Annotated in this window: 28 protein-coding genes; all 28 read right to left on the bottom strand. The window is 49.5% G+C overall.

The genetic code is table 11. The features are described from left to right. Nucleotides 1-50: 50 nt before the first annotated feature. Nucleotides 51-677 carry a 30S ribosomal protein S4 gene (rpsD, locus tag D5S03_RS09770; protein WP_008871682.1) on the bottom strand — a complete coding sequence of 209 codons (627 nt, stop codon included), beginning with the start codon at nucleotides 675-677 and terminating at the stop codon, nucleotides 51-53. A 17-nt stretch (nucleotides 678-694) separates the two neighbouring features. Then, nucleotides 695-1,084: a 30S ribosomal protein S11 gene (rpsK, locus tag D5S03_RS09765; protein ID WP_008871683.1), complete on the bottom strand. Its 390-nt coding sequence runs from the start codon at nucleotides 1,082-1,084 to the stop codon at nucleotides 695-697. 14 nt (nucleotides 1,085-1,098) lie between these two features. Further along, nucleotides 1,099-1,467, bottom strand: a complete 369-nt coding sequence (rpsM, locus tag D5S03_RS09760) for a 30S ribosomal protein S13 (RefSeq protein ID WP_008871684.1) — start codon at nucleotides 1,465-1,467, stop codon at nucleotides 1,099-1,101. A gap of 13 nt (nucleotides 1,468-1,480) precedes the next feature. After that, a complete protein-coding gene (rpmJ, locus tag D5S03_RS09755) occupies nucleotides 1,481-1,594 on the bottom strand; it encodes a 50S ribosomal protein L36 (protein ID WP_083804051.1) in 114 nt (37 codons plus the stop codon). Between the two features lie 15 nt (nucleotides 1,595-1,609). Next, nucleotides 1,610-2,380, bottom strand: coding sequence for a type I methionyl aminopeptidase (gene map, locus D5S03_RS09750; protein WP_287043736.1), 771 nt, complete (start codon nucleotides 2,378-2,380; stop codon nucleotides 1,610-1,612). Between the two features lie 2 nt (nucleotides 2,381-2,382). Then, entirely contained in the window at nucleotides 2,383-3,696 is a 1,314-nt protein-coding gene (secY, locus tag D5S03_RS09745; protein ID WP_008871686.1) for a preprotein translocase subunit SecY, read from the bottom strand. Between the two features lie 4 nt (nucleotides 3,697-3,700). After that, entirely contained in the window at nucleotides 3,701-4,147 is a 447-nt protein-coding gene (gene rplO / locus D5S03_RS09740) for a 50S ribosomal protein L15 (RefSeq protein ID WP_008871687.1), read from the bottom strand. Continuing rightward, nucleotides 4,147-4,314, bottom strand: coding sequence for a 50S ribosomal protein L30 (gene rpmD, locus D5S03_RS09735; RefSeq protein ID WP_008871688.1), 168 nt, complete (start codon nucleotides 4,312-4,314; stop codon nucleotides 4,147-4,149). The genes rplO and rpmD overlap by 1 nt, the downstream gene beginning before the upstream one ends. 31 nt (nucleotides 4,315-4,345) lie before the next feature. Beyond that, nucleotides 4,346-4,840: a 30S ribosomal protein S5 gene (gene rpsE, locus D5S03_RS09730; RefSeq protein WP_008871689.1), complete on the bottom strand. Its 495-nt coding sequence runs from the start codon at nucleotides 4,838-4,840 to the stop codon at nucleotides 4,346-4,348. A 13-nt stretch (nucleotides 4,841-4,853) separates the two neighbouring features. Continuing rightward, entirely contained in the window at nucleotides 4,854-5,204 is a 351-nt protein-coding gene (rplR, locus tag D5S03_RS09725) for a 50S ribosomal protein L18 (protein WP_008871690.1), read from the bottom strand. 11 nt (nucleotides 5,205-5,215) lie between these two features. Continuing rightward, a complete protein-coding gene (rplF, locus tag D5S03_RS09720; RefSeq protein ID WP_008871691.1) occupies nucleotides 5,216-5,752 on the bottom strand; it encodes a 50S ribosomal protein L6 in 537 nt (178 codons plus the stop codon). Between the two features lie 204 nt (nucleotides 5,753-5,956). Further along, nucleotides 5,957-6,337 carry a 30S ribosomal protein S8 gene (gene rpsH, locus D5S03_RS09715; RefSeq protein ID WP_008871692.1) on the bottom strand — a complete coding sequence of 127 codons (381 nt, stop codon included), beginning with the start codon at nucleotides 6,335-6,337 and terminating at the stop codon, nucleotides 5,957-5,959. 18 nt (nucleotides 6,338-6,355) lie between these two features. Next, nucleotides 6,356-6,541 (bottom strand): type Z 30S ribosomal protein S14, encoded by a 186-nt coding sequence (locus tag D5S03_RS09710; RefSeq protein ID WP_008871693.1) that lies wholly within the window; start codon nucleotides 6,539-6,541, stop codon nucleotides 6,356-6,358. Nucleotides 6,542-6,553: 12 nt separating this feature from the next. Continuing rightward, entirely contained in the window at nucleotides 6,554-7,093 is a 540-nt protein-coding gene (gene rplE, locus D5S03_RS09705; RefSeq protein ID WP_008871694.1) for a 50S ribosomal protein L5, read from the bottom strand. An 8-nt stretch (nucleotides 7,094-7,101) separates the two neighbouring features. Beyond that, nucleotides 7,102-7,422, bottom strand: coding sequence for a 50S ribosomal protein L24 (gene rplX / locus D5S03_RS09700; RefSeq protein ID WP_008871695.1), 321 nt, complete (start codon nucleotides 7,420-7,422; stop codon nucleotides 7,102-7,104). A gap of 1 nt (nucleotide 7,423) precedes the next feature. Further along, nucleotides 7,424-7,792 carry a 50S ribosomal protein L14 gene (gene rplN, locus D5S03_RS09695; protein ID WP_008871696.1) on the bottom strand — a complete coding sequence of 123 codons (369 nt, stop codon included), beginning with the start codon at nucleotides 7,790-7,792 and terminating at the stop codon, nucleotides 7,424-7,426. 130 nt (nucleotides 7,793-7,922) lie between these two features. Next, a complete protein-coding gene (gene rpsQ / locus D5S03_RS09690; protein WP_008871697.1) occupies nucleotides 7,923-8,192 on the bottom strand; it encodes a 30S ribosomal protein S17 in 270 nt (89 codons plus the stop codon). Then, a complete protein-coding gene (rpmC, locus tag D5S03_RS09685; RefSeq protein WP_008871698.1) occupies nucleotides 8,182-8,388 on the bottom strand; it encodes a 50S ribosomal protein L29 in 207 nt (68 codons plus the stop codon). The genes rpsQ and rpmC overlap by 11 nt, the downstream gene beginning before the upstream one ends. Nucleotides 8,389-8,393: 5 nt before the next feature. Beyond that, on the bottom strand, nucleotides 8,394-8,807 hold the full coding sequence (gene rplP, locus D5S03_RS09680; protein ID WP_008871699.1) for a 50S ribosomal protein L16: 414 nt from the start codon (nucleotides 8,805-8,807) through the stop codon (nucleotides 8,394-8,396). A 2-nt stretch (nucleotides 8,808-8,809) separates the two neighbouring features. Next, a complete protein-coding gene (gene rpsC / locus D5S03_RS09675) occupies nucleotides 8,810-9,445 on the bottom strand; it encodes a 30S ribosomal protein S3 (RefSeq protein ID WP_008871700.1) in 636 nt (211 codons plus the stop codon). A 12-nt stretch (nucleotides 9,446-9,457) separates the two neighbouring features. Then, nucleotides 9,458-9,790, bottom strand: a complete 333-nt coding sequence (gene rplV / locus D5S03_RS09670) for a 50S ribosomal protein L22 (RefSeq protein WP_008871701.1) — start codon at nucleotides 9,788-9,790, stop codon at nucleotides 9,458-9,460. A gap of 17 nt (nucleotides 9,791-9,807) precedes the next feature. Further along, on the bottom strand, nucleotides 9,808-10,092 hold the full coding sequence (rpsS, locus tag D5S03_RS09665) for a 30S ribosomal protein S19 (RefSeq protein ID WP_008871702.1): 285 nt from the start codon (nucleotides 10,090-10,092) through the stop codon (nucleotides 9,808-9,810). Between the two features lie 11 nt (nucleotides 10,093-10,103). Continuing rightward, nucleotides 10,104-10,931, bottom strand: coding sequence for a 50S ribosomal protein L2 (gene rplB, locus D5S03_RS09660; RefSeq protein WP_008871703.1), 828 nt, complete (start codon nucleotides 10,929-10,931; stop codon nucleotides 10,104-10,106). Between the two features lie 4 nt (nucleotides 10,932-10,935). Continuing rightward, nucleotides 10,936-11,226: a 50S ribosomal protein L23 gene (gene rplW / locus D5S03_RS09655; protein ID WP_008871704.1), complete on the bottom strand. Its 291-nt coding sequence runs from the start codon at nucleotides 11,224-11,226 to the stop codon at nucleotides 10,936-10,938. A 2-nt stretch (nucleotides 11,227-11,228) separates the two neighbouring features. Continuing rightward, nucleotides 11,229-11,849 carry a 50S ribosomal protein L4 gene (rplD, locus tag D5S03_RS09650; protein WP_008871705.1) on the bottom strand — a complete coding sequence of 207 codons (621 nt, stop codon included), beginning with the start codon at nucleotides 11,847-11,849 and terminating at the stop codon, nucleotides 11,229-11,231. A gap of 9 nt (nucleotides 11,850-11,858) precedes the next feature. Then, nucleotides 11,859-12,491, bottom strand: a complete 633-nt coding sequence (gene rplC / locus D5S03_RS09645; RefSeq protein ID WP_008871706.1) for a 50S ribosomal protein L3 — start codon at nucleotides 12,489-12,491, stop codon at nucleotides 11,859-11,861. 8 nt (nucleotides 12,492-12,499) lie between these two features. Continuing rightward, entirely contained in the window at nucleotides 12,500-12,817 is a 318-nt protein-coding gene (rpsJ, locus tag D5S03_RS09640; RefSeq protein ID WP_008871707.1) for a 30S ribosomal protein S10, read from the bottom strand. Between the two features lie 4 nt (nucleotides 12,818-12,821). Next, nucleotides 12,822-13,105, bottom strand: a 284-nt coding sequence (locus D5S03_RS09635) for an EF-Tu C-terminal domain-related protein (RefSeq protein ID WP_502697119.1), incomplete at its 5' end; no start/stop codon positions are given.

Genomic DNA, 13,105 nt, shown 5'->3' with positions numbered 1-13,105 from the left:
AACTATTGGAAATTCAGGCCGCATTGCGGTCCGAATCCTGTATAACATGTTTATTTTGAATAGAGCTCTACTATAAGCTGTTCATTAATGGGGAAGGTGATATCTTCCCTTGCCGGCAGGGTCTTTACTGTTCCCTTGAACTCCTGGTCGTTGATTTCCAGCCAGTCCGGTGAACCTCTGCGGGCCAGGACATCCCTTGCGTCCTGAATGACAGGCATTTTCCTGCTCTTTTCGATTACCCCGATGACGTCTCCTTCTTTCAGAAGAATTGAAGGGACATTCACCCTCGTGCCGTTTATGTGAAAGTGGCCATGCCTCACCAGCTGCCTGGCCTGGGACCTGGAGTTGGCAAAGCCCATGCGGTATACGACATTGTCCAGCCTTCTCTCCAGCATCACCAGCAGGTTGGTGCCTGTAGCGCCTTTTCTGGAGTCGGCGATTTCAAAATATCTCTTGAACTGGCCTTCCAGAAGGCCGTACATGCGGCGTACCTTCTGCTTTTCACGAAGCTGCAGAGCGTAGTCGCTGGACTTTTTCCTGGCCCTGCCATGTTCTCCCGGGGGGTACGCGCGACGTTCATAAGCGCACTTGTCTGTATAGCACCTGTCGCCTTTGAGCAGGAGCTTGGTGCCTTCCCTGCGGCACAACCTGCACTTGGAATCTGTATACCTGGCCAACTCTTAAAACCTCCTGATTATACTCGACGCCTTTTGGGTGGGCGGCATCCATTATGTGGTATGGGGGTAATATCTCGAATATACGTAACCTTGAAGCCCGATGTGTTGATGGCCCGCATGGCGGACTCTCGCCCCGCTCCGGGACCCTTGACCAGTATCCCCACGGTACGCATGCCGTTTTCATGGGCGAGCCTGGCAGCAGTTTCCGCAGCTTTTTGTGAAGCAAAGGGGGTACCCTTTCTGGAACCCTTGAAGCCCACCATCCCTGAACTGGACCAGGAAACTACGTTGCCGGTCTGATCAGTTATAGTTACCGTAGTATTATTGAATGAGGCATTGATATGAACAATCCCCGTAGGTATGTTCTTTTTCTCTTTTCTCTTTTTTGTTTTCCTGGGCTTTGCCATCTACAAGTCTCCGGTTATTTCTTTTTCTTTATAGTGGTTTTCTTGGGGCCCTTACGAATGCGTGCATTGGTATGGGTACGCTGACCGCGTACGGGCATGGATCGGCGATGTCTGAGGCCTCGGTAGCACCCGATATCCATGAGACGTTTGATATCAGCGCTTTTTTCCCTTCTCAGGTCACCTTCGACTTTGTAATTATTTTCCAGTTCACCGCGGATTACGTTGACTTCATCAGAAGTCAGCTCCTCGGTCTTTCTGGTCCAGTCCACCCCTGAAGCATCAAGAATCTTCAGGGCAGTAGTCCGGCCTATCCCATAGATATAGGTCAGCGAAATACCGATTTTTTTTCTTTTGGGCAAATCCACCCCTGCTATACGAGCCATTTTTCCCCCGCTTCTATCCTTGTCTTTGTTTGTGACGTGGGTTGCTGCACAAAATCCTGAGGACCCGCTTGCGTCTGACCACTTTACACCTGGCACACATCTTTTTGACAGATGGTCTGACTTTCATTGTATTACTCCCCGACTAATTATCCAAGGTGCTTAGTATCTCCGGGCCATCCTTGGTTATGGCCACGGTATGCTCAAAATGAGCCGCTAAACTTCTGTCCGCTGTCCTGGCGGTCCAATTGTCCGGCATGATTTCCACCTGTTCCGAGCCCAGTGAAAACATGGGTTCTATGGCCAGCACCATACCTTTCTTCAAAGGCACTCCAAGCATTCTCGAAGGTACAAAATTGGGCAGTTCAGGTTTTTCATGCAGGCTTGCCCCTATTCCATGGCCGACAAATCTTTTGATTATGGAACAGGCGTTTTTTTTTGCATGCATTTCAATGGCAGCGGAAATATCATACAGATCGTTGCCTGCACGGGCCTGCTGAATACCTTTGTGCAGGGCATCCATAGTGACCTGCATGAGCCTGCCTGCTTCACTGCTTATATCCCCTACAGCGAAAGTCCTCGCGGAATCACCGAAAAAACCCCGGTATTGAACTCCCATGTCAATACTCAGGATATCACCAGATTTAAGTTCATCAAGTGTCGGGAATCCATGTACTATCACATCGTTGAGCGAGCAGCAAAGAGTGTATGGAAATCCCTGATATCCCTTGAAAGCTGGCTTTACCTGGTATTGAGCACACAGTTCGTTGGCCCTTTCCTCCAGATCCATGGTTGTAATTCCAGGCCTGATGCGGGATTCGATATCATCAAGGATTCGGGCTACTATCTGATTGGCTTCTCTTAAAAGTGATATTTCATGGTCATTTTTCAGAAAAATGCCTCGAAATTTTTTCAATCCTAGCGCCTTCCCTTGATCCTGGTTTTGGTCATAAGCCCTTCGTAATGCCTGGATATAAGATGCGATTGAAACTGGGACATGGTGTCCATGGCCACTACTACCACAATCAGCAGGGCTGTACCTCCATAGTAAAATGGTACGTTGAATTCCCTGATCATGAATACAGGCAGAACGCATACCAGTGAAAGATATATGGACCCGCTGAATGTCAGTCTGGACAGTACAGCATCAATGTATTCCTTGGTTCTGAGTCCCGGTCTGATTCCAGGGATGAATCCTCCCTGTTTCTTCAGGTTTTCTGCAATATCCTTGGGATCGAAGATGATCGCGGTATAGAAAAAGCAGAAGAATATTATCAGCGCAACAAAAATCAGGTTGTATACCAGAGATTCAGGCTGAAGATGATTGGCTACAGCTTCTAAAAAACCTGCCTGGGAAAAACTGGCGATAGTTGCCGGAAACATCAGGATGGAGGAAGCAAAAATTGCCGGGATGACTCCTGATGTATTCAACTTCAAGGGCAGGTGACTGGTCTGTCCTCCATACATCTTCCTTCCCATCATGCGCTTGGCGTAATGAATGGGCAACCGGCGCTGTCCCCTTTCTACGAAGACTATAAAGAGCAGAACTCCAACAACAATGGCCAGGACAAAAATTCCCATGAACAAAGTCAGTTCACCTGCGGTGAAGAGCTGGTATACATTGGCCAGGGCCCCTGGAAAGCCGGCTACGATACCTGCAAATATAATCAGTGATATTCCGTTGCCAAGACCTCTTGCAGTTATGCGCTCTCCCAGCCACATGATAAATATGGTTCCTGCGGTAAGCGTAAAAACTGTTGTCAGCCTGAAGGCCCAGCCACCCTCTATAACTACCGAAGCGCCGTCAGGACTGGTCATCTGTTCCAGGCCGACTGATATGCCCATCCCCTGAACCAGGGTAATCATCACTGTCCCGTACCTGGTCCACTGGGTGATCTTTTTTCTGCCTGCTTCACCCTCGTCTTTTTTCCATCTGGACAGCGTAGGACTTACGACTGTAAGTAGCTGCATGATGATCGATGCAGATATATAGGGCATTATGCCCAGGGCGAAGATGGAAAAATTCTTCAGCCCGCCACCGGCGAACATGTCAAAGAGTCCGAAAAGTGTATGCTCTGCACCGGCGAAAAATTCAGACAAAGCCTGTCCGTCAATTCCGGGCAGAGGCACGTGAACACCTATGCGGTACACTCCCAGTATAAAAAAGGTAAAAAGGACCTTGTTGCGCAGGTCCTTTAATCCTGATCCTCCAGTAGATGCTGGCTGTTTCAAGCTGTTATCCTTCCAGGGATTTTACCTGCCCACCGGCATTTACTATTTTTTCTGCTGCTGTTTTGCTGAACTTGTGGGCGGTAACTTGTGCTGCAAAGTTTATTTCTCCATCGCCCAGAATTTTTACCGGGTAGTTCTTTCGAGCAAGTTTTTTGCTGTATATGTCTTCCAAGTTAATTTCTGAAGTACTGGGAAAATGATCAGCAAGCTGCTTGAGATTAACTGAGCAGTACTCCTGACGGAACCTGTTCTTAAAACCTCTTTTGGGCAGTCTCCTGGACAAAGGCATCTGCCCGCCTTCGAAATGAGCGGGTATACTTGCGCCTGCCCGGCACTTCTGTCCCTTGTGTCCTTTGCCGCTGGTCTTTCCCTTTCCGCTGGAATTGCCCCGTCCAAGGCGCTTGGGGGCTTTCTGATCTTCAGGAAAGGGGTAAATTTCATGCAGGTTCATTATTTAATTACCTCGACAAAGCTTTGCACATGTTTAATCATGCCCTTGATACTCGGATTGTCCTGTACTTCCAGCACCTGATTGGGCCGCTTGAACCCAAGGGCCTGCAGGGTTCTTCTCTGTACCGGCTTCATCCCGATAAAACTTCTCTTCAGCTTGATCTTCATTCTTTTCTCTCCCAAAAAGCCCGTAAGGGCCCTACCTTACACTTGCATACTCCACACTCTGTCCGCGCAGGCCTGACACATGTTCAGGGCTGGTCATCTGACTGAGCCCTTCCACGGTAGCCTTGACCACGTTATGCGGGTTGTTGGTGCCAATGGCCTTTGTAAGTATGTTTTTGACTCCAGCGGCTTCCATGGCGGCTCTCACTGGACCGCCGGCAATTATCCCGGTACCTTCGCTGGCCGGCTTGAGCAGGACCCTGGCCGCACCGTACCGGCCGGTGACCTGAAAGGGTATTGTTGATCCGCTCAAAACCATTCTGACCATGGACTTCTTGGCCTTTTCCGTGGCCTTTCTAATGGCTTCGGGTACCTGATTGGCTTTACCCAGGCCGTAGCCTACAGTTCCCTGTCCATCGCCCACTACAACTAAGGCACTGAACCTGAACCTGCGTCCGCCCTTGACCACCTTGGCCACACGGTTCAGATAGACTATCTTTTCTATGAGTTCCAAATCGTTTTGCTGCATGAAATCGTTCCCCTTAGAACTTGAGGCCGCCAGCACGTGCTGCGTCAGCCAGAGCTTTTATCCTTCCGTGATAATAATAGCCGTTGCGATCGAAAACTACAGTTGATATATTTTTGCTGGTTGCCTGTTCCGCCAGCTTGCTTCCAACGCTCTGGGCTGCAGTGGCATTCAGGCCTGAATGCTCATCAAGGTTGTGAGTGGAACATGCAGCCAGTGTACGCGCATCTGCATCGTCTACAATCTGGGCATAAATGTGTTTGTTGGATCTGAAAACCACAAGCCTCGGCTTTTCTGCAGTGCCCCTGATTTTTTTGCGTATACGGTATTTGCGCTTGATGCGTCTTTGATTTTTGGACAGCTTCATGTGTCTACCCGCTATTTTTTACCGGACTTGCCGGCTTTTTGTTTCACTTCTTCGTTTTCGTACCTGATCCCCTTGCCCTTATAAGGTTCCGGGGGTCTGACGCGTCTTATCTTAGCCGCTGTCTCTCCTACAAGCTGCTTATCAATACCTGACAGTGTAATCCTGTTTTTCTCTACACTGCCCTCGACTCCCCCGGGAAGTTCAATGTGTACAGGATGCGAATACCCGACGTTCAGCACCAGGGTATTACCCTGCAGATCAACCTTGTAACCTACTCCTATGACGTCCAGGGACTTTTTGAAGCCCTGATGCACTCCCTGGACAGCATTGTTGATCAGCGTCCTCCTAAGTCCCCACTGCTCCCTGGCCTTGATGCTGTCATCGGCCTTTTGTACCTGCAGTGTCTGTCCCTCGATATTGATGCTGATCCTGGGGTCAAGATCTACACTGAGCTGACCTTTGGGGCCCTTGACATCAATCATAGAAGAATGTTGTGTAATCTCGACGCCCTGTGGTATTTTAATGGGCTCTATTCCTATTCTTGACATGATTACCTTTCCTACCGGAATTTGACTGTATAAATTCTACAAGCAGGTTCTTTTGCTGATTTATTCAGTTTGAATATGGAGTTAACCGGACCTTTGACTGCTTATCTGCTAATAACATTCCGGATTGAGTTCTATAAATCTGTCCCGTGAGTCCGGGTACTGCAAGCAGTGCCGTGCCGGCTGATTTTGCTGGACTGATCGGGCTTACCATACCTCGCAGATAAGCTCTCCGCCGACATTTTGTTTCCGGGCCTCCATACCGTCCATTACCCCCCGTGAGGTGGACACTATGCAGATTCCAAGCCCGTTTCTCACTAAGGGTATCTCTGCAGCCTGTGAATACACTTTGCGTCCCGGTTTGCTTATCTTGTTCAGTCCCTTGATCACAGGCCTGCTGCCGTAATATTTAAGCCTTACCTGGATGGTTCTGCCATCAGATTTGAAATCCTGGATAAAGCCCTTATCTGCCATGATCTCAAGAATTGCTTTTTTGGCCTTGCTTGATGGCATCTTTACTTCTCGATGCAGTGCTGTATGAGCATTTCTTATGCGGGTCAGCATATCTGCAATGGGGTCAACGGACATGATTGCTCCTCTCTCCATCTACCAGCTTGATTTTCTGACGCCTGGCAGCTCTCCTGCCAGGGACATGTTTCTGAAACATATGCGGCAGATCCCGAAATGCCGCATATAAGCACGGGCTCTACCGCAAAGGGGACAGCGGTTATAGCGTCTGGAGGAAAACTTGGTCTTCCTGTGCGCTTTTACCATCAGAGCTTTCCTTGTCAAAACCAGCCCTCCTTATTTTTTAAAAGGCATACCAAGCAGGGTCAGCAGAGACTTGCCTTCCTTGTCGGTATTAGCTGAAGTTACCACAGTAATGTTCATACCCTTGTTCCGGTCCACCTTATCCAGATTGATTTCCGGAAAAATGGTATGTTCCTTTATTCCCAGGGTGTAGTTGCCACGTCCATCCATGCCTCTGTCAGGAAGGCCGCGGAAATCGCGCACCCTGGGCAGTGCGATGTTCAGCAGCTTATCCAGAAAGGCCCACATGCGGGCGCGTCTTAGTGTCACTGTACATCCAACAGGCATGCCTTCCCTGAGCTTGAAGGCGGCAATGGATTTTTTGGCCCTGGTAACAACGGCCTTTTGCCCGGCAATCCTGGAGAGCTCTTCCACAGCGTCCTGGATAAGCTTGTTGTTCTGGCTGCCTTCTCCAAGCCCCATGTTCAGTGTGACTTTCTTTACACTGGGAATCTGCATTGGCGACTTGTAGTTGAACTCTTTGTGCAGCTTGGGGCTTATTTCATCTTTAAAGTACTTTTCCAGCCTGAGCATCATAACTCCTAAAAATTCTCGTCACATTTTTTACAGAAACGAACTTTTTCACCGTCACCGGTCAGTCTAAAGGCCGGTTTGGTGGGATTGGCACAAGCGTCGCAGACCACTCTTACGTTAGATATATGCACTGGAGCCTCGGCGTCCTTGATGCCTCCCTGTTCCTGCTTGTACGGATTGGGCTTGACGTGCTTCTTTATCTTGTTCAGGCCCTCTACAAGCACCTTGCCCTTATTGTGATATATCTTGAGCACCTTGCCTATCTTGGTCTTATCCTTGCCGGATATGATCATTACCTTGTCGTTCTGCTTGATCTTCGTCTTGTTCATTTTACAAAACCTCTGGCGCAAGAGAAACAATCTTCATGAAATTTCTGCCGCGCAGCTCCCTGGCCACAGGCCCGAATATCCGGGTCCCGATGGGCTCCATATTCTTGTTGAGCAGAACTGCTGAATTATTGTCAAAACGGATGTGCGAGCCGTCGTTACGCCCGACTTCCTTCTTGGTCCGGACAACCACGGCCTTGTAAATATCACCCTTTTTGACTTTGGCTCTGGGCATGGCGTCCTTGACCGACACAACTACTATATCACCTATGGATGCATACCTGCGCTTGCTGCCGCCCAGCACTTTTATGCAGGCCACGCTTTTTGCGCCTGAATTGTCGGCTACATCCAGTTTGGTCTGGACTTGAATCATTTTCTTCCACCTTATGTCTCGTTATTTATAAAGCAGCAGGTACATTGACTCAAAGTATCATCTGCCATGCAATTTTTTAATAACCGCTGGGCTGTCTTATCCCTTTGAGTATGACCTCCGGTTTTGCCTGCTATACTGATCTTTCCAGAACTTTGTTCAGGTGCCATTTTTTTCTGGCACTCAATGGACGGTGCTCAATGATCTGAACCTTGTCTCCGATCTTGGAATCATTTTCCGGGTCATGCGCCATGAACTTTTTTCTTCTGCGTATGTATTTCTTGAGCAGTGGATGCTTGATGAGGGTCTCTACACGGACGACAATAGTCTTGTCGTTTTTATCGCTTATTACAAACCCCACCATCCTGCGCTTGCTTCCGGAGGCTTTGGTTTTACTTGTCATGGGCTTTTCCTGCCTCTTTTTCCCTGAGAATTGTTAGTATCCTGGCAATATTTTTGCGAACCTGAGAAAGTCTCTGGGTGTTCTCAAGCTGTCCGGTGGAGTGCTGAAACCTCAAATTGAAAAGCTCCTGCCTGAACCCGCCGAGCTGCTCCTGCATGTCCGCCCTGGATAGTTTGCGAATTTCCTCTGGCTTCATAACTTCTACCACTCCTTCTCAACTATTACGGTCTTTACAGGCAGCTTGTAGGAAGCACGGCGCAGGGCTTCTCTGGCCAGTTCAGTGTTGGCTACACCGCGCAGCTCGTAGAGTATCCTGCCCGGTTTGACAGGAGCACACCAGCCGATGGGAGATCCCTTGCCCTTGCCTTGCCTGGTTTCAGCAGGCTTGGCCGTAATGGGTTTATCCGGAAAGATGCGGATAAACACTTTTCCGCCGCGTTTGATATGTCTCATCATGGCTATACGGGCGGATTCTATCTGCTGATTGGTGATCTTTCCTGATTCAACAGCCTTGAGACCTATCTCGCCGAAGTTGACGTTGGTTCCCCTGGAGGCCTTTCCCTTGATCTTTCCCTTCTGCCTCTTTCTGAACCTGACTTTTTTGGGACTGAGCATGACTATCTAACCTCGTTTAGTATATCGCCCTTGTATATCCATACTTTGACGCCGATTATTCCGTAAGTGGTCCTGGCCTGGGCAAAGCCATAGTCAATATCAGCTCTTAATGTATGCAATGGAACTCTGCCTTCTCTTAGCCATTCCGTTCTTGCGATTTCCGCCCCTCCCAGACGTCCTGCACAGGAAATCTTTATTCCCTGGGCTCCAAATTTCTGGGCCAGGCTTACAGACCTTTTCATGGCTCTTCTGAAGGCAACTCTTCGTTCCAGCTGTAAAGCGATATTTTCTGCCACCAGTTGCGCATCGGTTTCTGGCCTTCTGACTTCGTTGACCTCTATGGAAAATTCGTTCTGGAATTTTTTCTTGAGATCGCTTCGCAGGTTTTCAATTTCTGCACCCTTACGACCTATGACTATGCCCGGTCTGGATGTGTATATAATAATCCTGACCTTGTCGGCCGCCCGCTCCAGCTCGATTCTGGATATGCCTGCATGATAAAGCTTTGACTTCAGATAATTGCGCAGCTTTCTGTCTTCTATGATAAATTCCGGATAGCTGGTTTTGCTGTACCATCTGGATAACCAGTTCTTATTATAGCCGACTCTGAACCCATAAGGATGTACCTTTTGACCCAAGACAACTCCCTCCTATAACTCTTCAACTATTACTGTAATATGGCTTGTTCTCTTCAGGATACGGTTTGCCCTGCCCATGGCTCTGGGCTGTATCCTCTTGAGTGTGGGGCCTTCATCTACGCGGACCTGCTTTACATATAGATTATCTAAATCCAGGCTGTAGTTCTGCTCCGCATTGGCCAGGGCCGAGTCGAGCACCTTCTTTAAAAGCCTGGCAGCCTTTTTGGGGGTAAAGTTCAGAATGTTTACGGCATCCTCTACAGGAAGTCCGCGAACATTGTCCCCTACCAGGCGGGCTTTTTGAGGTGAAATCCTGATATATCTGGCTATTGCTCTGGTTTCCATCTTGTACCTGCTACCCGTTATTTGCGTTTGGCCTTGCTTTTGCGATCTGCTGCGTGACTGTAGAATGTCCTGGTGGGAGCGAATTCACCCATCTTGTGCCCCACCATGTTTTCGGTGGCGAATACGGGGATGAATTTTTTCCCGTTGTGTACAGCAAAGGTAAGTCCAACCATCTCCGGGGTGATGGTGGATCTTCTGGACCAGGTCTTTATGACCTTCTTGTCCCTAGTCTCCTTGGCTTTTTCCACCTTTTTCAGCAGGTGATCATCCACAAAAGGACCTTTTTTAATTGATCTGGGCATGATCTCTCCTGTTATTTCTTACGCTTGTTCACGATCAGTTTATCTGAGGGCTTGTTCTTGCGCCTGGTCTTATATCCCTTGGTAGGCCAGCCCCAGGGTGATACCGGATGCCTTCCGCCGGAACTTCTTCCTTCTCCGCCGCCCAGAGGATGATCAACGGGGTTCATGGCCACACCCCTTACGCTGGGCCTTTTGCCCCGCCACCTGTTGCGGCCGGCCTTGCCGATGGAGATATTTTCATGCTCCACATTGCCTACCTGACCGATGCTTGCCGTATTTGCAGCCAGCACCTTGCGCACTTCTCCGGAAGGCAGTTTGATAAGGGCGTACTTGTGTTCCTTGGCCACTAACTGGGCATATGTTCCTGCCGATCTGGCCATCTGGCCTCCCCGTCCCGGAGTAAGCTCAATATTGTGAATTATTGTGCCTACAGGAATCTGGGACATGGGCATGGCATTTCCTGGCTGGATATCCACCCCTTCACCTGCCTGAACCCAGGCTCCAGTCTTAAGTCCTGCCGGAGCGAGAATATAGCGCTTTTCACCGTCCCGGTATGACAGAAGTGCAATGCGGGCGCTTCGGTTTGGATCATATTCTATGGACACCACTCTGGCCGGGACATTGAACTTATTGCGCTTGAAATCGATAATCCTGTATTTGCGCTTGGTCCCGCCACCGCGTCTCCTGGACGTGATACGCCCGTAATTGTTGCGTCCGCTTTTTTTGGTCAGGCCTTCCAGAAGGGACTTTTCAGGCTCCACTCTATTTATTCCCTCAAAGCTGGAAACAGTCTGAAATCTTCTACCCGGTGAGGTCGGCTTTAACTTTTTGATGGCCATCTGACTATACCCCTTCGAAAAATTCTATCTTGTCGCCTGCGGCCAGGGTGATAAAGGCCTTTTTGTAACCCGGAATCTTGCCGCTGACCCGGCCGAACCTCTTTCGCTGCAGAGGCTGCCGGCGGATAATATTGACCTTGTCCACCTTGACGTTGAATATGCTTTCAACTGCGTTCTTGACCTGAAACTTGTTGGCCCCGGGATGGACCGCAAAGACCACCTTGTTCTGAACTTCCTTGAGATCGTTGGATTTTTCAGAAACCATAGGGCGTATGAGTACCTGGGTGCTGTGCATTTTTAGCCCAACCTTTCCTGCAGTTTTTCCACTGCCTGTTTGTCCATTACCAGTTCCTGGTGTTTAAGGACTTCATAAACATTGATGCTGTCCTGGGTTATAACCTCGACACCGGGAACGTTTCTGGCCGAAAGCTCAAGATTATTACTCTTTTCTGCGGTAACAATCAAGGGTTTTTTCAAACCGAGATTATTTTTTATGCTGACGAAGTCCTTTGTCCTGATACGGCTTAAGTCCAGATTATCCAAAATCTGCAGCTTGTCCTGAGCGTACTTGGTGCTTAGCGCCATCTTCAGGGCCAGCCTGCGGACCTTCTTGTTCAGCTTTATGGAATAATCCCTTGCTTTCGGACCGTGTATTACAGCGCCTCCCCGCCACAGGGGAGAGCGCCCAGTCCCGGCCCTTGCCCTTCCGGTGCCTTTCTGTCTCCAGGGTTTGCGCCCTCCACCGGATATCAGTGCCCTGTTCTTGACTCCGACAGTGCCCGAGCGGACCGCTGCGCGGTGAGCCCGGACAGCCTGGTGCATCAGTTCGGGCTTGACGCTCACGGAAAAAACATTTTCCTGGAGGTCGATTTCACCCACTTCCTGGTTATCTTGTGAATATACTTTGGCACTTAGCATGAAAACCTCTTAATCCTGCTTGTGAAGAACGACGTACCCATTTCTGGGTCCGGGAACCTGGCCCTTGACCAGTATCACATTGTCCTGTGTTCGAACTGAAATTATCTCGGCGTTTTTGTAGGAAACCGTCTTGTTGCCCATTCGGCCGGGCATCTTCTTGCCCTTGAACACCTTGCCTGGGTCAGCGCATTGTCCTATCGCACCGGGAGACCTGTGCACCTTTTCGTGGCCATGTGTCCTGGGCAGACCTCGGAAATTCCAGCGCTTCATGACTCCGGCAAAGCCTTTTCCCTTGGAGGTCCCTGTCAGCTTGATCCTGTCCCCGGGCTTGAATATTTCCACGTTTAGTTCCTGTCCTGGTTCAAATTCTTCCACGTTTTCCGGACTGAACTCGGTAAGCTTTCGGAAAAAGCCTTTCCCGGCTTTGGCCTGGTGGCCCCTGACCGGCTTGTTCAGCTTGTGTCCGGGCATGGAATCATAACCTATCTGTATCGCGGAATAACCGTCCTTATCCTGGTCTTTTTTCTGGATCACGGGACATGGGCCTGCCTGAATCACAGTCACCGGTATAAACTTGCCGTCGTCGCTGAAAACACTGGTCATGCCCAGTTTTTTACCTATTAATCCGATTGTGTGTTTCATTTTTTCACCTACAGCTTTATCTCGACATCAACGCCTGCTGGAAGATTGAGCTTGCCCAGGGCATCAACTGTCTGTTGTGTGGGCTCCATGATGTCCAGCAAACGTTTATGCACTCTCATTTCGAATTGTTCCCTGGACTTCTTGTCCACATGCACCGAGCGGTTCACCGTGTATTTGTGAATCCTGGTGGGCAGAGGAATGGGTCCGGCTACACCTGCCCCGGTATTTTTGGCGGAATCGACTATCTCCACAACCGCCTTGTCCAGGATGCGGTTGTCATATGCCCTTAGTTTGATTCTGATTCTGTCGCTGTTCATGGTTGCCATTTTTTTACTCCACGATTTCCGAGACCACGCCTGCGCCAACGGTGCGGCCGCCCTCGCGGATGGCGAACCTCAGGCCCGGATCCATGGCTATCGGTACTATAAGCTCAACATCAAAGGTCGTATTATCCCCGGGCATGACCATCTCAACTCCGTCCGGCAATGTCACCACACCGGTCACATCAGTGGTCCGGAAATAAAACTGCGGACGGTATCCGGAAAAAAACGGGGTATGACGACCACCCTCTTCCTTGTTCAATATATACACCTCAGCCTTGAAACGACGGTGAG

The organism is Desulfonatronospira sp. MSAO_Bac3 (assembly GCF_003838035.1).
GTDB classification, from domain to species: Bacteria; Desulfobacterota; Desulfovibrionia; order Desulfovibrionales; family Desulfonatronovibrionaceae; genus Desulfonatronospira; species Desulfonatronospira thiodismutans.
Note: the sequence above shows the minus strand (reverse complement) of the source record. Positions and strands in the feature narration are given on the sequence as shown.